General features: G+C 59.4%; 10 protein-coding genes. 5 read left to right on the top strand and 5 right to left on the bottom strand.

The window, feature by feature from the left end; all coding sequences use genetic code 11:
- Nucleotides 1-1,104, top strand: a complete 1,104-nt coding sequence (locus AAA138_RS06325) for an RsmB/NOP family class I SAM-dependent RNA methyltransferase (RefSeq protein ID WP_349090043.1) — start codon at nucleotides 1-3, stop codon at nucleotides 1,102-1,104.
- Nucleotides 1,105-1,128: 24 nt separating this feature from the next.
- Here the strand turns inward: AAA138_RS06325 and AAA138_RS06320 are convergent, their stop codons facing one another.
- A complete protein-coding gene (locus AAA138_RS06320) occupies nucleotides 1,129-1,299 on the bottom strand; it encodes a hypothetical protein (RefSeq protein WP_195239456.1) in 171 nt (56 codons plus the stop codon).
- A gap of 191 nt (nucleotides 1,300-1,490) precedes the next feature.
- Here AAA138_RS06320 and AAA138_RS06315 point away from each other — a divergent pair, with 191 nt between their 5' ends.
- Nucleotides 1,491-2,582: a hypothetical protein gene (locus tag AAA138_RS06315; protein WP_349090041.1), complete on the top strand. Its 1,092-nt coding sequence runs from the start codon at nucleotides 1,491-1,493 to the stop codon at nucleotides 2,580-2,582.
- Between the two features lie 81 nt (nucleotides 2,583-2,663).
- Here the strand turns inward: AAA138_RS06315 and AAA138_RS06310 are convergent, their stop codons facing one another.
- On the bottom strand, nucleotides 2,664-3,554 hold the full coding sequence (locus AAA138_RS06310) for a DegV family protein (protein ID WP_349090040.1): 891 nt from the start codon (nucleotides 3,552-3,554) through the stop codon (nucleotides 2,664-2,666).
- Between the two features lie 319 nt (nucleotides 3,555-3,873).
- On the opposite strand from AAA138_RS06310, the gene AAA138_RS06305 reads away from it, so the two are divergent.
- From AAA138_RS06305 to AAA138_RS06295, 3 genes are all read left to right on the top strand, one after another.
- Nucleotides 3,874-5,790: a fructose-1,6-bisphosphatase gene (locus AAA138_RS06305; RefSeq protein WP_349090039.1), complete on the top strand. Its 1,917-nt coding sequence runs from the start codon at nucleotides 3,874-3,876 to the stop codon at nucleotides 5,788-5,790.
- 78 nt (nucleotides 5,791-5,868) lie between these two features.
- A complete protein-coding gene (locus AAA138_RS06300; protein ID WP_117583990.1) occupies nucleotides 5,869-6,264 on the top strand; it encodes a GtrA family protein in 396 nt (131 codons plus the stop codon).
- Nucleotides 6,265-6,483: 219 nt separating this feature from the next.
- Entirely contained in the window at nucleotides 6,484-6,891 is a 408-nt protein-coding gene (locus AAA138_RS06295; protein ID WP_195520714.1) for a GtrA family protein, read from the top strand.
- A 409-nt stretch (nucleotides 6,892-7,300) separates the two neighbouring features.
- On the opposite strand, the gene AAA138_RS06290 is transcribed toward AAA138_RS06295, so the two are convergent.
- The 3 genes from AAA138_RS06290 to AAA138_RS06280 all read right to left on the bottom strand — a co-directional run bounded on the left by AAA138_RS06290 (nucleotide 7,301) and on the right by AAA138_RS06280 (nucleotide 17,819).
- Nucleotides 7,301-8,197 carry a DUF4430 domain-containing protein gene (locus tag AAA138_RS06290; protein ID WP_349090037.1) on the bottom strand — a complete coding sequence of 299 codons (897 nt, stop codon included), beginning with the start codon at nucleotides 8,195-8,197 and terminating at the stop codon, nucleotides 7,301-7,303.
- A gap of 9 nt (nucleotides 8,198-8,206) precedes the next feature.
- Entirely contained in the window at nucleotides 8,207-15,391 is a 7,185-nt protein-coding gene (locus AAA138_RS06285) for a DUF4430 domain-containing protein (RefSeq protein WP_349090036.1), read from the bottom strand.
- A 664-nt stretch (nucleotides 15,392-16,055) separates the two neighbouring features.
- Complete coding sequence (locus AAA138_RS06280) at nucleotides 16,056-17,819, bottom strand: AarF/UbiB family protein (RefSeq protein ID WP_349090034.1); 1,764 nt, start codon at nucleotides 17,817-17,819, stop codon at nucleotides 16,056-16,058.
- Nucleotides 17,820-17,823 lie beyond the last annotated feature (4 nt).

The following is a 17,823-nucleotide window of genomic DNA, read 5'->3' as shown; positions in this document are numbered from 1 at the left end:
ATGTCCAAGCCGCGTCGTCGTAAGCAGAAAAAGCAGGTCAAGGCCGAGCTCAAGCTCAGGCAGTTTGCTGCTACCGAGCTTTCCGACCAGCTTGCCGCCCTTCCCTGCGCCACCGACCTGCCGCGCTTTATGGTCGACACGGTCGCCGGCGCCTATGCACCCGCCGATGCCGAGCTCATGATCGAAGGCTTTGGCGCTGCGGCCACGCGCCCAGTCACACTGCGCGCCAACACGCTCAAGGCGACCGCCGAAGACATCGCTGCCGCACTCGACGAGGCCGGCATCGCACACCAAACCGTTACCTGGTACCGGGATGCCTTCATCCTGCCCGAGGCCCAGGTTTCCGACCTATGGGACCTCGACATCTACCGTGACGGCAAAATCTACTTGCAAAGCCTGTCGTCCATGATGCCGCCGTTGGTCCTGGGCGCTCAAGCCGGCGAGGACATCCTGGACATGTGCGCAGCCCCTGGCGGCAAGACGACGCAGATTGCCGCCCTCACGCAGGGACAGGCGCACCTCACGGCCTGCGAGATGAGCATTCCCCGCGCCGAAAAGCTTGAGTCCAACCTCCGCCGCCAAGGCGCCAAAAACGTGCCCGTCATGCGCATCGACGCACGCGAGCTCGACGAGTTCTTCCGCTTTGACCGCATCCTGCTCGACGCCCCCTGCACCGGCACAGGCACCGTCATCAGCGGCAACGAGAAGAGTCTGCGCGGCCTCACCGAGCAGTTGCTCGGCAAGTGCGCCCGCTCGCAGCGAGCACTTCTGGACCGCGCCATGGGAGCCCTCAAACCGGGCGGCACGCTCGTCTATTCGACTTGTTCGATTATGCCGCAGGAAAACGAGGACGCCCTGCAAGAGGCCCTCGACAAGCATATGGACTGCGAGCTCATCCCCCTCGATGGCACGCCGAGCGAAAGTGAAACGCGCCGTGCTCAGGAAGCTGGCGAAGAGCCGCGCGTCGAGTGCAACGCCCTCACCGAGGCCATCGCCGCCGGCCACGTCTCGTCCGTCGCCAACGGAATGCCCGGCACGCTGACCATTCCGCCCAGCCGCGACTTTGAGGGCTTCTACATCGCCCTGATCCGAAAACGCAGCTAGCGCACGGATTCAAAACTCAACAAACTATCTCTGTGCGCGCTTGTCCTGCTGGTCACGGTGCTGCTTAAGTGCCTCGCGTTCCTTGCGCTCGGCTCTTTTGCCCTTAATGGCCGTGACCACCAAGTAGATGATCGCGGCGGCAACGATTGCGCCCACACACAGGCCAATCGAGCCCAACATTGCTGTGAATTCCATACCGCGTCACCTCTCTTTTAAACGGGACATTCAAGATAGCACCTCAATACCCGCCACCACAGCTCCTTCACGTTCGCCGGTCCTTCGGTCTAACGGATGGCGCGGCGGGGAAAAATCAGCTCGTCAAACGATTTAGCAAGTACAACGCTGTCGGCACCCTGCCAGCCACCATCGCATAGAATCGAGCCCCCATGGATACTCTCAACGATTTGAACGAGCGCGTCGACGCCTTTGTCGGCACCAGCTCCTTCGAGACGCCTGCCGCGACTAACGACCAAGCCCCCATCGATGTTCCCGCCGAGGTTCACGAGGACATCGTCGCCTCGGTCGACTTCTCCGAGGTTGAGCTTGCAGACGAATTTACTGAGCCCCAGGTGGCCGTAACTCCCAACGGCCTTTTGCCCATGGAGCCGCTGCCCATCGACGGGCGTCTGCGCAAGGCAGCCCTCCGTATGCCCGATGAGATCGAGGAGGCCAGCGGCTTTACGCTCTTTGGCCGCCGCATCAAATCGCTCATCTACACCACCGACGTGGCGGTCATCCGCAACTCCAATGCCGACGCCGTGTTTGCCGTCTACCCCTTCACGCCGCAGCCCGCCATTACGCAGGCGCTGTTGACCGTCGCCGAGTGCCCGGTCTTTGTAGGCGTGGGCGGCGGAACTACGACCGGCAAGCGCTCCGTACAGATGGCAGCCGTCTCCGAGATGCAGGGCGCGGCGGGCTGCGTGGTCAACTCCCCCGCTACCGCCGAGATGGTCGAGCACATCACCAACATCGCCGATATCCCCGTCATCGCCACGGTCGTTCGCTGCGACGATGATGCGCATGCCAAAGTGCGCGCCGGAGCCAAGATCCTCAACATCGCGGCCGGCAAGAACACGCCGCAGGTCCTGCGTGAACTGCGCGAGCACTATCCCAACCTGCCGCTCATCGCACCGGGCGGCAAGACGCCCGAGAGCATCCGCGAGACCATCGCCGCCGGTGCCAACGCCATCATTTGGACGCCGCCTTCGGCCCAACAGCTGCAGACCGACATGATGCAGCGCTACCGCAAGATGAAGGAAGACGCCACGCCCGTCATCTCGCACGACGATGTGCCCATTATCGACCAGGTCGCCGCCGCCGAGGTCAGCCAGGTCGAGAACATGAATCCCGACGTGCCGATCCCCGACGAAATCATTGAGCGCGTCGCTTCGATCCACGATCATATCGAGGAGCGTCGCGCCAACCGTGGACTCAAGCCCTCGCTGCACGGCTTCTTCTTCCGCGGAAAGAAACACTAACCCCAACAGCAAGGCCCGCCCCACAAACGTGAGGCGGGCCGTTTTCGTTTGAGCAATCATGCAGCGACGTGATGAGGCAAATTAATCCACGCGCTGGTCGCCCATAAAGAAGAGTGCCACCGTACCTGGTCCGGTGTGCGAACCGATCAGAGCACCGATATTGTCGATCTCAATCTTGCCTTTGAGCTGCGGAACTTGTTCCTCAATCAGCGCCGCAACGGCCTCAGCGTCCTCGCGGCACGCCGAATGGGACAAGATGCACTTACCCGAATAATCCGCACCGTCCTGCACGTGTGCCATCATGGTCTTAGCCATCTCGGAAATCGCGCGCTTCTTAGTGCGAATCTTCTCACGTGGCGACAGCCCACCTTCGCAATCGACCGTCATAAGTGGGCAAATCTTAAGCGCCGTGCCGATAATCGCGCTCGCGGCCGAAATGCGACCGCCGCGCAGATAGCTCGACAGATCGGTCGAGAAGAACCAGTGGTGCAGGTTGAGTTTATGCTCCTCAATCCAAGCGGCCGTCTCGTCGAGCGAAGCGCCGCTATCGCGCACGTCGGCGGCATATTCCAGCAATAGGCCAAAGCCCGAAGACGCCCCCAGCGAATCGATGACGCGCACCTTGCCGCCCTGGGGATAGCGATCCGCGAGCATCTGCGCCGCAACGCAAGCCGAACCATACGTACCCGAAATGCCCGACGACAACGTCAGGTGCAGCACGTCTTTACCCTCGGCAACAAACGGCTCCCAAAACTCCTCGTACTCACCCACGCTCACCTGAGAGGTCTTGGGCATGGCGCCCGCGGCAATCTGGGCAAAAAACTCATCCGGCGTAATCGACTGATACAGATCGTCCGTATGGACAACACCATCAATCTCGTAATGAAAACACACGACAGGGATATTGCGCGACGCAAAGAACTCACGGGTTCGATCGGCGGCGGATTCACAGGTCAGGACAAAATCACTCATATGAGGCTCCTTAAGTATTGCTACGCAAATTATCGCACAGCAAGCCTAAATACGATACAAATGTCCACTATTTACCAATTCGAACCATTGGCATTGAATATCTTTATCATCAACATCCCCATCCCCGCCATGGGCCAACATGGGCAAAATCATCCCCTTCGTCTCCACTTAACCGACACATCAACCTCAACTAAATCGATTTAGCAAACCGTTCAGTCGACAATTCAGCCACCGGCGCTAAATCGAAACAAAGCCGGCGCATACTGATAAACGTTTGACGATGTTTATCAGTTTTACCAACCATATTGGAAGGTGTTTCATGGTCGCATTCGATCGCAATCCGCAAGACTTTAAGTATCTGCGTCTGCTGTCGAGACAATTTCCCACCGAGCAATCCGCGTTTACCGAGATCATCAATCTCTCGGCCATTCTCAACCTGCCCAAAGGCACCGAGCATTTTATGAGCGACGTGCACGGCGAGTACGAAGCCTTTATGCACATCCTCAACAACTGCTCGGGCGTCGTGCGCGAACATGTCGACGAGATCTTTGGCGACACACTCACCTTTGACGAAAAGGGCGAGCTGTGCACGCTCATCTACTATCCGCGCGAGAAGATCGAGCTGGTCCGCAGCCAGCACGAGGACTCCCCCACCTGGTACAAGACCATGCTCGACCAACTCATTGTGGTTGCCCGCTCGCTTTCGAGCCGCTATACGCGCTCCAAGGTGCGTAAGGCCATCCCGCGCGATTACGCCTACATCATCGACGAGCTGCTGCACACGCATCCGGACGAGAACAACTATCGTGTGCGCTATCACGAGCGCATCGTGGAGTCCATTCTGGAGACCGCAAGCGCCGACGACTTTATCGAGTCGCTCGCCTCGCTCATCAAGCGCCTGGCCGTCGACCACCTGCACCTGGTGGGCGATATCTTCGACCGTGGCGGCGGCGCTGCCAAGATTATGGACCGCCTGCTCACCTACCATTCGCTCGACATCCAGTGGGGCAACCACGACCTGCTGTGGATGGGCGCCGCTGCCGGCGAGCCCGCCTGCATCGCCACGGTGCTGCGCAACAACCTGCGCTACGACAACTACGAGATCCTCGAGAACGACTACGGTATCTCGCTGCGCGAGCTCGTCGCCTTCGCCGACGCCACCTATACCGCCGGTGAGTCCATCACCCCGCTGATCAAGGCCATCAACGTGCTGCTCTTTAAACTCGAGGGCCAGATTATCCAGCGCCACCCCGAGTTCGACATGACCGACCGCCTGCTGCTCGACAAGATCGACCACGACGCCGGCACGGTCACGCTTGCCGACGGCAGTGTATGGCCGCTCACGACCAACGACTTCCCCACCGTCGATCCGGCGGACCCCTACACGCTCACGCCCCAGGAGCAACACATCATCGACAAGCTTGTGTCCGAGTTTGTCACCGCCGATCATCTGCATCGCCATATCGATTTCCTCTACACCCATGGCTCGATGTACAAGGTCACCAACGGCAACCTGCTGTTCCATGGCTGCGTGCCGCTCAACGAAGACGGCACCTTTAGCAGCATGAACTGCCTGGGTACCTGGCACGCCGGCCGTGATTATCTCGATTTTTGCGACCGCATCGCCCGCCGCGCCTGGCGCGTGGGCGACCGCGACGCCCTCGACTGGATGTGGTACCTGTGGATCGGCTTTAACTCACCCGCCAGCGGACGCCTGGTGCGTACCTTTGAGCGCGCCTATATCGCCGATAAGAGCACCTGGGCCGAGCCGATGGACCCGTACTTTACGCTTACCAAGTCGCCCTCGGTCTGCGATGACATCATGCGCGAGTTCGGCGTCGCGCCCATGGCATGCTCGCCGACCGGCCACATCATCAACGGCCACACGCCCGTTAAAACCACCAAGGGCGAACAGCCCATCCGCGCCGAGGGCAAGCTGCTGGTCATCGATGGCGGCTTCTGCCGCGCTTACCATCCCAAGACGGGTATCGCCGGCTATACGCTCATCTCGAGCTCGCGCGGCTGCCGCCTCAAGTCGCACCGGGCCTTTACGACGGTTGCCGAGGCACTCACGCGCAACGTGGACATCGAAAGCGAGACCAACCGTTTTGACCAAGCAGACCGTCGCCGCATGGTGAGCGACACCGATACCGGTGCCAAGATCCGCAGCCAAATCCAGGACCTGCGTCAGCTGCTCGATGCATATAGAAACGGTGCTATCGAGGAGCGCGCCTAGCACCACCCGCGGGGATTGGCTAAACTTGCTGAGTTTGTCATCCCCGCGGCGCTCCGGCGCCACCCTAAGGCAGGTACCATGCAAAAGCTCCTTGCGCAGATCATGAAGTTTGGCGTCGTCGGCGTCGTCGCCACGGTCATCGACTTTGGCATCATGAATCTGCTCCACTACGGTCTGGGCCTTAACATCCTGATCGCCAACACCAGCGGCTTTATCGTCTCGCTCATCTTTAACTACGTCGCGAGCATGAAGTACGTGTTTGCGCACAAGGAGGGCATGAGCCGCCGCCGCGAGTTCATTATCTTTGTCGTGCTGTCCGTGATCGGCTTGGCTCTCAACGACGGCATCGTGCTGGCGCTCAACGCCGGCCTGGGGCTCGAGGCCAATATCGCCAAGATTTGCGCCACCGCGCTTGTTATGGTCTACAACTTTGTGACCCGAAAGATCTTCCTGGAGGGAGACGAAACCAAGTAGCCCAGCCTCCTCGTTGCACTACGGGGCCCACGGACGACGTACGTCGAGCGCTGCGTTGTTCGTGGGCCTTGCTCGTTTACGGATGGATTTGCGACGTTTGCGGATTGTCTCTTGCAAATTTGACGAGTTCGTATAGTTCTTGGCAAAGACCTTACGTTTCCCATGCAAAAGCTCTAAAGTATCCTCTGCTCGATTCGTCAACGCATTGGATGTGATTACGTGCGCAAGGCACTGGCACAACCTCATACCAAGCAGTTCCTCAAGTTCGCTGTCGTGGGACTTATCTCCTTTGGCATCGACTGGGGCATGCTCATTGCGCTCGTCGAGCTGTTCCATCTCGACTTTTTGATGAGCACCACGATCTCGTTTATCACGTCCGTCGTGGTCAACTACTGGCTCAGCATGAAGTACGTGTTCGACCACCGCGAGGGCATGAGCCGCAAGCGCGAGTTCACGATCTTCACCATCCTGTCGGTGATTGGTTTGGGCCTCAACGACCTGTACATGTTTGTGGGCGTCACGTTTTTGAGCATCGGCTACCAGGCCATGAAGGCCATCGCCACGTTCCTGGTCACCTGGTACAACTACTTTAGCCGCCGCTTCTTCCTCGAAGGCGCACAGTCGTAGACGGCCCAACATAATCTCGCTTCGCAGCCGGTTGGAATTCACGTTCCAGCCGGCTTTTTGTTTGCAGAGCCTGCCGAGGAAGGCGCACGAGGCGGGCTACAACGCCGGAATGGGACGCAGTTTCCCCAAGAGCGCCGTTCCGGAAAGTGCATCCCAGATTGCAGCCTCAGAATGGGATGCAGCTTCCGCAACGCCGTCCTAGCGGAAGCTGCGTCCCGGAATCAGTCAGCAGAACGGGATGTGCTTTCCCAATGGATGCTGATGCGGAAACCGTGTCTCGGAATTCGCCTTCAGAGTGGGATGCATTTTCCGGTTGAGCCTCGATTGGGAACCCCATCCCATCCGTATTAAAAACGGGCGGCTCGGATGTTGGTCCGAACCGCCCGTTTGGCGCGTTATTTCGAGGCATTTAGCCCGTTACGTAATACCAAACGACGTTGTCGCCATTGGAGAGAACGTAGTTACTGCAGGCCGTCATGGGCGTTGTGCCGTTAACGGAGTACATCCAGCCACTCTTGCCGCCGTGCTCCTTCTCGGCCAGACCGCCAATAGCGGCGACATAGGTACCATACGACGAAGGGCGCGCATTGATAGAAAGTCCCAACGCACACAGCGCGTCGTAAGGGGTTGCGCCCTCGTTAAAGGTGAAGGTACCACTAGAAGACACAGGATTGCCCACAGCGCTCGATGTGACCGAGACCGTTACCGTGACGTAGCCAGGCTGCTGCGAGCCGTCCTGATTGCCCGCAGAGGCGTTGCCGCTGTTGGATGCAGACCCACCGCCGGACGCCGAGCCGCTGCCCGAAGAAGAACTCGATCCACCAGCGGATTCCGAGCCCTGTCCGGCAGACGTGCTGCTGGACTTCTTGCCGCCCTTGCCTTCGGACTTCTTCTCCTTCGAATCCTTGTCAGACTTCTTGTCCGAAGATTCAGACTTGTCCTTGGAATCAGATTCATCCGAATCCTTCGACCCGTCCTTCGCATTGTCCGAAGATTTGGAGTCCTTGGGCGCAGCCTTGCCCGAAGCGGTAGTCGAGCCGGAAACCGACGCATCCTTGGCAACGACGCTCTCCCCTGTCACAGCCCGCGCGATCCAATCGATGGACCATGCACTGCCGTCAGAGGGATAGACAAAACCCAGCGACACAACGATCAAAACGATGCAGCCGGCCGTCAGAGCGCCAAGCAGTGCCTTGCGCCGAGGGGCGGACGCCGCCGAAGCGGCGCCCTTTTGCTTTGCATCGTCGAGCTGAATGAACGACGAGTCGGGTTGTTTGGAGTCGGCGTCCTGCGGCTTATTGGACATAGCCCTCACCTACCGACGCTTGGTGAATACGAACACGCCGATGACGGCAAGACCGATCACGCCAGCCGCAACGCCGACGATGGCAAGCGGATTGAAGCCAGACTGCTGCGTGGGAGCCTCAGCGGACTTCTTAGCGGTAGTCGCGGCGGCCGCGCCCGTATCGGACTTGGAGCCGGACTTGCTGGACTTCTTATCAGACTTCTCGCTGTCCTTCTTGTCGGACTTGTCGGAATCCTTCTTGGAATCCTTGCCGTCCTTGGTCTCGGTCTTGGTCGTGGTGGACACCGGCTTTTGGCCCGGAGCAACAGCACCGCCAGTCTGCTGGCCGTTTGTGCCGTTACCGGAGCCAGAACCAGCACCGGCATTACCCGAGCCACCATTGGAGCCAGAGCCACCGTTACCGCCAGGGTTAACGGCATTCTTGACCCACTTGGCATACAGCGTCATATCGGCCGTCACCGCAGCGCTAAAGTCATACGCCTCCGTACAAGCCTCGTCGGTATACCAACCAGCGAAGGTGTAGCCCTCGCGTGTCGGATCGGCAGGCTTGGCGATAGAGCCGTTGGCGGCCGTAGTCTGAAAATCGACCTTGGACCCCTCGCCAGCGCTAAACGAAACCTTAACGCCAGCATTCAGCTTGAACAGCGTGCCAGAGTCGTTGATGTAGTACAAGTTGCCCTGGGCATCACAAGCGATTGGCGAGTCACAGTAGTTGTTGTGGCCTGTTGCGCTAAACACACCAGAAGCCCCAGCGTCACCCAACTTGTAACGATATACGCCACCGCCCGAGGTGTAGTTAACGAAATCAGGGCTCTCGCCGTAGTTAACCGTGAAGTAGACATACGCGTCTTCGCCCTGGACACTCACCAGCGGAGCGCCCTTGATGCCACCTGTAGGAAGCGCAGAGCCATCGGCAGACGAAACCAGCGTCTTGGCAAAGTCGTTGGCCGGATCAACAATCGCTAGCGCAGAGCCGCCAGCAACCTCGCCGCCAACGATCAGCTTGCCATCATACGTCGTAGGCACACACGCGCAGCCGGTAAGGCCAAGGTCAACTACGCGCTCCTCGGTAATACGCGAAGCGGCATCCGCATCGCGTGAGTCGCCATCAGAAATCGCCAACACGTGCAGCTTGCCGTCGCGCGAGATCAGATAGGCATGGCTGCCATCATCCGAAAGCACGCAGGTGGAGTTGACAATCGCTCCAACCGAAACGCTGCCGAGCACATCACCCGTTGACTTGCTGAGCATCTCGACGGTACCAGCACTGGTGGGAACCAAGACATAGTCATCGCCCACCGTCGCGCCTGTCCAGTAATAGCCCTCATCAGCATTAACATGCTGCCAAGAAACAGCGCCGGTCAGGATATTAATACGCGTCAGATGACCGTTATTGTACGTACTCGTTCCATAGTCGACATCAACGGTGCCGACATAGAGGTAATTGCCATCAACCGTCAGCTGAGAATTCGACTGGGCAATCTCGCTCACAGAGTCAGTGACCCAAACCGTTGTGAGCGCGTCAGCCGTCAGGGCCTGGACCGCACCGCCGTCAAGCGGAACGATAACCAAACCGTTCGCATAAATCGGGCGCGAGGTGTAACCGACCGCTTTCTTAAGATTCGACTCGGCAAGGACCTTGCCCGACTCGGCGTCAATCTTTAGCAGACGCTTGTTGACGGCAAGATACACGTTGCCGTTCACGACGATAGGTTCACTCGCGTTGGGATACGCCGAACCAGAATACGCCTTCCAATCGAACGTCCAAGAGCTCGCTAGCGCACCCGTAGGCGTCGAAACGTTCTCGACCGCCGCATTGGACTTGCCATCCCAATCGGACTTCCAACCGGACGGACGCGGGGCGCTCGGATTGACGACGACCTCGTCGGGATTGGGAACCGTATCGCCAGCAGCATAAGCCCAGACGATCGTGTCGCCCGATTTGACAACGTAGTCACCATCGAGCTGAGATCCGGGAACACCGTTAACAAAGTACGACCAAGCGCCGGCCAACTTAGTGCCGTCAAGCGGAGAGACAAGGCTGTGAACGCCCCAATAGCCCAGCTGATCGTACATCTCGGACTTGATGCCCAAGGCATCGAAGTAGGCGGCAGTGGCGTCCTTGATCGTCGTGCCCCCAACAAACACCTGCTTCGAAGGATCGGTCCAGCGCTGTGCCTTATCGTCCTTCTTGCCGATGATCTCCATCGAGACAGAAACCTGACCGGGCATGGTGCCATCGGAACCATAGACCCAGGCAATCTCATCGCCGGCCTTGAGCGTGTAGTTGCCGGCGCCGACATTGGCCATCTTGCCGTTAACGAAGAACTGCCAGGACTTCCAGGTGCTTTCGTTAACCTGTACGGTCGAAAGTGTCACGTTCTTATTGAACGGGGAAGTCAGCGAATTGAGGAACCAACCATACGAACCGGTTTGGACGTCGGCGCCAATACCGGCCTGCTTAAAGACCTGCTCGGAAAGATCGGCGGCAGTTGCGCCCTCTTCCACCAGCGAGGTCGTAGGTTGCGCCCACGTCTGCTGAGCACCCGAAGCGTCCTGGCCGATAACGGTGCAGCTTACGGAAAGCCGGTCGGTGGGCGCAGCGTCACCGTACTTCGAGTAGCACCAGACGACAGAGTCGCCCGCCTCGAGCTTGTGGTTGCCAGCGCCCACCGATGCAGCGACGCCGTTGATGAACAGCTGCCAATAGGCGCCCGTAGCATGGTCGTATGCAAGAGTACGATTCGGCTCGAAAGGCGACGTAATGGAATTGAGCACCCAGCCCCAAGAGCCGTTGGGGTCATAGTCGGCCTTGAGGCCGGCCTGCTTAAAGAGCTCCTCGGAAAGATCGGCGGCAGTCGAGCCGTTCTTAAGCGTGTACTGCGAAGCGGCAGCCCACGTCTGCTGCTTGCCCTTAGCGTCGACGCCAATAACCGAGCACGTCGCTGTGACCTCGGGGCTGTTTTGACCACTCGTGCCCACAACCGTCAACGTTGCCGATACGTCCTGGTTGGCAAGCTTGGCATACGTGGCATTGTCGGGATAGCGCTCGGCATAGCGAGCGTACTTCTCGCTCGTCAGGCGCGAGGAAACGACAACCTTCGTGTTGTACTGCGGCTGCGTGACCTTGAGATTCTCTGCGGAGACAATAGAGCTGTTGCTCGACTTAAACAGACGCCAATCCTGCCCGGACATCGCGTCATAGCCAGGCAGGTCAACCGGAACAATACCAAGGGACGTCGAATCGGTCGTTGCCTTGTTGTAGCTCCAGGCAAGGTTGCCGTCGGCATCAAGATAGGCCTTCTGGAACGCGTGCATGTCACCGGTAACAGCAGCGGCATCCTGACCGTTAAGGATGGCAGCAGCGTAGCCAGCCTTGGCTTGCTCCATAAGGGACAGCTCGGCATCGAGCTCGTTCTGGTCCTGCGGGGCAATCGCAAAATCGAGGGTCTTGCTTGCCGTGACCTCGGCGTTGGACTTATCGGTCACCGTAAGGGTGACCTTGGTCTTCGCTGCCTCGGTGCCAGGCAGCGGCTGGTAGACCGTGCCCTTGTAGCCGTTGAACGTAATGTCATCGGTGCTGGCAGAGTACTTGACCTCGTAATACTTGCCGTCGATATTGAGCGTGCTCGTGCGCGGCATCTGCAGATCGGCGGTCAAGCCATCCTTGTTGGCGACCGTGTCGGTGCCGGAGTACTTGATGTTGTCGTAGGTAAAGGCCGCATCGACCTTCTCCTGGAGCGCCTTCTTGTCGGCGGCGACCTTCTCGGGATCGCCCTTGACGGTTACGGTGAAGTCGTGCGAGCCCTTAACGTCAGACGGGCCGCCGCTCACAAACGAAACCGTCGCGGTCAGAGTAACGGCGCGATCGCTCGAGACGCGCGTCACCTTGCCGGTGTAGTCGTCCCAGCCATAACCGGACGGCCAAATGACATCGCCGTCGGAGCTCTTCCATTCAACCTCGAACTTGCTCTTGGAGCCTGCGCGGTACGGAAGCGTGAGATTCGACGTGACGGACTCGGCCGAATCGCCCGAAGCGTAGCCTATGGCAATTTGCTCGGCGGCATCGTCGAGCATCTGCTGAACGCGGGCTTCGTCCCAAGCAACCTGCACTGTCTTGCTGGGCTGATAGTATTCGGTTTCGTCGCCACGCGACAGCTCAAACACGACCTCGGCGCTACGCAGACCGTCGATGTTGTAACCGGTGTAGTCGTTGGGGTCGATGTAGAAGAACGTCACATCGCCGTTGGTCTTATCCTGAGCGTCGGAGATGCCGACCGTGGCCTTAGCATCCTCGGCATTAAAGGTAACGCCGCCCTCGGAGACCTTAACGTCAACGTCGGTAAAGCCCAGGTCGGCAAGCTGCGCCTTCAGAACATCGTTGACGTTGCCGCCCTTGGTGCTGTAATCAACAGCGATCTGCTTGTTAGCATTGTTGAGCTTTTGGACTGCAGCCTCAAGCGAGCCCGCGGCAATAACCTTGTTGGCGGAGACGAGCTCGACCGTCGAGCTGCCGCTCTTGGCGACAGCCTTCAGATACTTGCCCGCGGCAGAAGCCGAAACCGTTGCCGTGGCGCCCGACATATCGGACAGAAGCGTCCAGTCGGCCGCGGGAGCCTTCGCATCGTCCGCCGCATACCAGGCAACAGTCGCCTGGCCGGTAACGTCGATGCCGTTGGTGGTCGAACCGTCGGCGCGCTTGGCCTGCGCCGTCGCCTTAACGCTATCGCCCGAGACGAGATGGGTCGAATCGCTATTGATCTGCGGCGTAGTTGTCACGCGCAGCAGGTTATACTCCCCCGCCGCGGTGACGCTATCGGGCGAAACCCACTCAACGGTGTTGTCGAGGGCGCTCGCCGTAACTTTGATGCGCTTGCCAACAAGCGCGTCCGAAATAGTCAGGCTGCCATCGGTCGTATCGATGCCGTCGGTAAGCTCGGTCCAATCGGCATCGCCCTCGCCCTTGGCATACCACGCCATGGTGAGCTCGGCATCGTCGGGCACGTCCTTGGTCGAGCCCGACCAGCTGCCCGGAACCTGCGCGCTCGGCGTAATCTTTGAACCCACGCTCAGCGTAACGTTCTTATCGGCAAGCTCAATGCCCGCCAGCTTGTACTGACCCTTGAGCGTCACGGGGCCGAGAGGGGCAACAGTCTGGCCGTATGAGCTCTTCTTCTGCGTGCTGGAAACGGTGTTTTCGCTCGTCACCTTCACGCGCAGATACTTACCGGCATAGGCAGCGTCAACGGTATAGGCGGCCTCGGTGGCACCGGGGATATCGGTGTAAGCGGAGTCGGAGCTCGAGCTGCTATTTGCATACTGCCACTGGTAGGTCACATTATCGGTGCGGTCGATATAGCTGTAGCGCGAACCGTCCTTTTTGCGCACCTTAGTCTTGAGCTTATCGCCCACGTGCACGCCGTTGGTGGCAGGAGAGCCCTCAAACTGCACGTCGTAAAGCTCCACTTGACCCGCAACGGAAACAGGACCCGCCGCATAATAGCCGTTAGGCCTCTGCTCACCGTAACCGCCGTTGGCCTTGGCCACGACGTAGTAGCCCTTAAGGGCAGCGGTCACTGTCAGTGTGTTGCCGGTCTCACCCTCGATAGGCGTGTTGCACGAGCTTGCGGTGTTCGAGGTGCCCTTATACCACTGCCACGTGACATGCGAATCGGTGGTAACGTCGGTGGAACCCGCCGTGGCGGTCGCCGTGATCGTGGAACCAACCTCGACTTTGCCCGAGGAGGGGCTCATGGACGCTTTGGTGATATTAATTGAACCGGTAGCCGCAACGAGAGCGCCCGTCGAGTTGGTCAAGCTATAAGAGCCGATCTTCGAAGACACCTTGCACTTGAGGTACTTGCCGCCCAAAGCGTCGGTCAGCTCGAGGGTCTCACCCGTGGCGCCCGCAATGTCGGTATACGTGCCACTCTTGGTGTCAGAGCACTGCCACTGATAGTTGAGCTTGCTCGCGTCGACGAACGCGCCGGACGCACCGCCCTTCTCCTTGGCGCGAGCCTTAGCGGTATCCCCCACCGCAAAGACGCTCGTGTTGTCCTTGGTGTTGATAATGGACACGGCCGAAATCTCGACCGCACCGGCCTGTTTGACCTTACTGGAAGTGGTCTTGCTCACCGTGTTGACGCCGGCAGTGGCCTCGACCTTAATGTACTTACCCTCGAGGTCGTCGCCCACCACGAGCGTAGCGCCCGTCTCGCCCTCGATCTTGGTAAAGCCCGAGTACTGCGAGGTGGATGCGGACCACGTGTAGGTGACCTTGGCATCGGCGGGGGCTTGCTGATAATAGCTTATGTACGGAGTCGCCGTCAGGGTATCGCCTATGCTCGGCGTGTCGTTATTCAGCTTGACGCTGTTAAGCTCCATCTGGCCGACGCCCAGCACGGGACCGGGGATGTAATTAGCGTTGATGCCCGAGCCGTACGCAGCGGGACCATAGTAGTCCTTGCCGTCTGCCGTAACCTTGCAGATGAAGTACTTGCCCACCATAGCGTCGGTAACGGTGAGCGACTGCTCGTGGCCTACGACCTCGGTGTAGTCGGCGACATTGCCGCTGGCCCTGGTCGTGCCGGCGAGCCAGGTGTAAGTCCAGGTGCCGGGATTGGCAACGGACTCAGTCGAAGTGCCGTACCAGTCGTCCTCGACCTCATCGAACATATTTGCCCAGAGTGTATCGCCCGCGCTGAGCGCACCAGACTTCGTGGAATACGAGTTGTCCTTATCCTTGGCGTCCTGGATATAGACCTTGGCCTCGCTCGAAAGCGTCGTGGCAGAAGCGGCGGCAACGGCGTTCTTCTGCTCCGAGGCAGCAGGCACCGCGGGAGAGCTCTCGGACTCAGTCGCGTTGTCTGCGGCGGTGTCAGCACCATTCGCGGCACTCGCAGTTGCGCCCTGATCTGCGCCGACGCCATCGGCAGCAGCGCTCGCCGCAGCACCGTTCGCGTCGGTGTCGGCAACAGTGCCCTCGTCGGCCGTCGCGCCGTCGCCGCCCGTCGCAGCCTGCGCCACGGCCTCGGCAATGCCCTCGGCGCCCTCGGCCCAAAGTTGCGCCGGCGTGGTGCCAAAAGCCATGGCAAAAGCCAGGAACGCCACCAGACCGCGCTTGGCTACGCCACGGGCAATCGCTCCATGGCGACGCCACGAGGCGCGCTGGCGCTCGTCTTCAAACATATCCATTTGTCTCCTATTGTCTGAACTTGGAGCATTGCCCAGCGGCTGCCCCACGTCATCGCGCAAGTTGCGCTCGAGTACCCCCATCGGGGTCCCCCTTCCCTCCAGAGCCCAACGCGTACCGGCGGCATGCGCCACGGTCGCGTGCAAGATGGGAGGCGATCCGACTTAACCTTACCGACCCGGGCGCGCCGTCCGATCTGCGACGTGACCATCCCGGGCCAAGAGGAATTACGGTTACTGGTACAGCCGGGGACTTGCACCCCGATTCTCCCAAACACGCAGGAAAACCGCGCATTCGTGCGTCTCCGCACCACCATCTAGGCCATCGATTATTGCTGTCGATATGGTAGCACGCAAAAGGGCCCCGCACACAGGCGAAGCCCAAGGTAAAAGCTATGGTTTGCGATAGGAAAGGACGCCATCGGGCCTTTAAACCCGATTCGTTTCAAAACTATGCCGGATTACGGCGCTGAATCAGCACCTCGCAACCATACCCGTCATTTTTAAAAACCTACGACTCATCTACCTGCGGTTTTAAAGGCGCGAATTTCGGTATGCTCGAGGTTCGGCACTCCAGCCCCGTAAACCGGCATAGTTTTGTTCGGACCAGCCCACGCCGGCGCGACGCGAGGCAAAATAACCCGTTTCCCCCGACCCCGGGAAATCGTTAACGCTTGCCGCCGTGGCTGTTGCGCCAGATCTCGCGGCCCAGCATCAGCGCCAGCACTAGCGCGCTCACGTAGCCCATAAAGCCAATAACCGGGATACCGAACACAACCGGCTCGATGCGCGCGTAGTACACCACCGACGAACCGATAAACAGACCAGCGATCACAATTGCCATCGACATGCGGTCGATAATTCCACCCAGCTGTCGCAGCGCCTTATCGCTGCTCATGATCTGTGTGTTTACCTTAAGCTGGCCGCGCGTGAGCATGCGCGACGCCAAGCCCAGATACTCGGCCGCCTCGAGCGAGCCTTTTGCCGCGCGATAGCTGCTCGCGGCAAGATCGCGCCCCATTTCGCGGACGCGTGCATAGGCGCTCTTCTCGTTTTTGATGTGCGTCTGGATGATCTGGATCATGTTGACGTTGGGCATGTACTCGGTCAGCAGACCCTCGAGCGTCACCATGCCGCGCGCGAACATCGTCACCACGCTCGGCAGCTCAACGTCGTTTTTGCGCGCCAAATTTAGCAGCGAGGTCAAAAACTCGCCGATATCAAGATCCTTAAGGTCAAGACCCGCAAAGTCGGCGACGATAAAGTCCAAGTCGGACAAAAAGGCCGAATGGTCGAGCTCGGCAGAATCGCCGCGCGTCACGGCAAAGCGCATGAGCGAATCCTTGAGCTTGGGCACGTCGCCCTCGGCCACGGCAAAGATCATATCTTTGACGATACCGCGGTCGTGACTCGACATGCGCCCGACCATGCCCAGGTCAATAAAGTAAACGACGCCGTCCTTGAGAATGATGTTTCCCGCATGCGGGTCGGCATGGAAAAAGCCATCATCGAGCACCTGCGTCGAATAGTCCTCGACAATCGCCGAGCCGATTTTTTCCAGGTCATAGCCCTCGGCCACCAGGCGTTCAGGATCGGCGATCGAAATGCCGTCAACGTAATCCATGACCACCACGTGCTCGGTGCACAGGTCCAGATAGGATTTAGGGCACGTCACGCCATGCACGCTTTTGTGGAACTCATAGAAATCATTGAGGTTTTTGGCCTCGGCCAAAAAGTTGGTCTCCTCGCGAAACGAGGTCCACAGCTCCTCGACCACGCCGTGCAGGTCCACAAACTGATCAGTATTGACGAACTTGGAAACGATGCGCACCACCGAACGGATGATGTCGATGTCCTGAGCCATCACCTGCTGCGCGCCGGGGCGCTGCACCTTAACGGCCACGTCCTCGCCGGTCACCAGGCGGGCACGGTGTACCTGCGCGAGCGACGCGCTTCCGAGCGGGTTGGGGTCAATCGCGTCGAACATCTGCCCCAGGCGCTGGCCGTATTCCTCTTCCAGACAGCGGAGCACTACCTCATACGGCACCGGCTCTACGTCGGAGCGCAGGCGACGGAGCTCGTCGCAAAACCGCTGCGGCAAAATCTCGGAGCGGTTAGCCAGAATCTGCCCCATCTTGACGAACATGGGGCCGAGCTCTTCGAGCAGGCGGCGTAGGCGCACCGGCGTGAGGTTATCCCATACGCGGTACTTTTTGACCAGGCGAACGATTTGCCCGATGCGTTCGCGACGACCCGCCGGCGTGAGCTGGTATTCCTCGTCCGGCGCCATCGCGTCGGGCTCCTCGGGGACCATATCGACAGCGCGCGGCTTCTTGCGAGCGCCCGAGACGGCGGCCTCGACCTCATCGACAACCGCCGTCTCGTCGCCCAAGGGATCTAGATTGTTGTAATCGGTGGTGGAATCTGCCATCTGC

The sequence above is a fragment of the Collinsella sp. CLA-JM-H32B genome (assembly GCF_040098065.1).
Lineage (GTDB): Bacteria > Actinomycetota > Coriobacteriia > Coriobacteriales > Coriobacteriaceae > Collinsella.
Note: the sequence above shows the minus strand (reverse complement) of the source record. Positions and strands in the feature narration are given on the sequence as shown.

Excerpts from the sequence above, each read along its gene's own strand:
- AAA138_RS06325 (WP_349090043.1), top strand. The coding sequence starts at position 1 with ATGTCCAAGCCGCGTCGTCGTAAGCAGAAAAAGCAGGTCAAGGCCGAG.
- AAA138_RS06320 (WP_195239456.1), bottom strand. The coding sequence starts at position 1,299 with ATGGAATTCACAGCAATGTTGGGCTCGATTGGCCTGTGTGTGGGCGCA.
- AAA138_RS06315 (WP_349090041.1), top strand. The coding sequence starts at position 1,491 with ATGGATACTCTCAACGATTTGAACGAGCGCGTCGACGCCTTTGTCGGC.
- AAA138_RS06310 (WP_349090040.1), bottom strand. The coding sequence starts at position 3,554 with ATGAGTGATTTTGTCCTGACCTGTGAATCCGCCGCCGATCGAACCCGT.
- AAA138_RS06305 (WP_349090039.1), top strand. The coding sequence starts at position 3,874 with ATGGTCGCATTCGATCGCAATCCGCAAGACTTTAAGTATCTGCGTCTG.
- AAA138_RS06300 (WP_117583990.1), top strand. The coding sequence starts at position 5,869 with ATGCAAAAGCTCCTTGCGCAGATCATGAAGTTTGGCGTCGTCGGCGTC.
- AAA138_RS06290 (WP_349090037.1), bottom strand. The coding sequence starts at position 8,197 with ATGTCCAATAAGCCGCAGGACGCCGACTCCAAACAACCCGACTCGTCG.
- AAA138_RS06285 (WP_349090036.1), bottom strand. The coding sequence starts at position 15,391 with ATGGATATGTTTGAAGACGAGCGCCAGCGCGCCTCGTGGCGTCGCCAT.
- AAA138_RS06280 (WP_349090034.1), bottom strand. The coding sequence starts at position 17,819 with ATGGCAGATTCCACCACCGATTACAACAATCTAGATCCCTTGGGCGAC.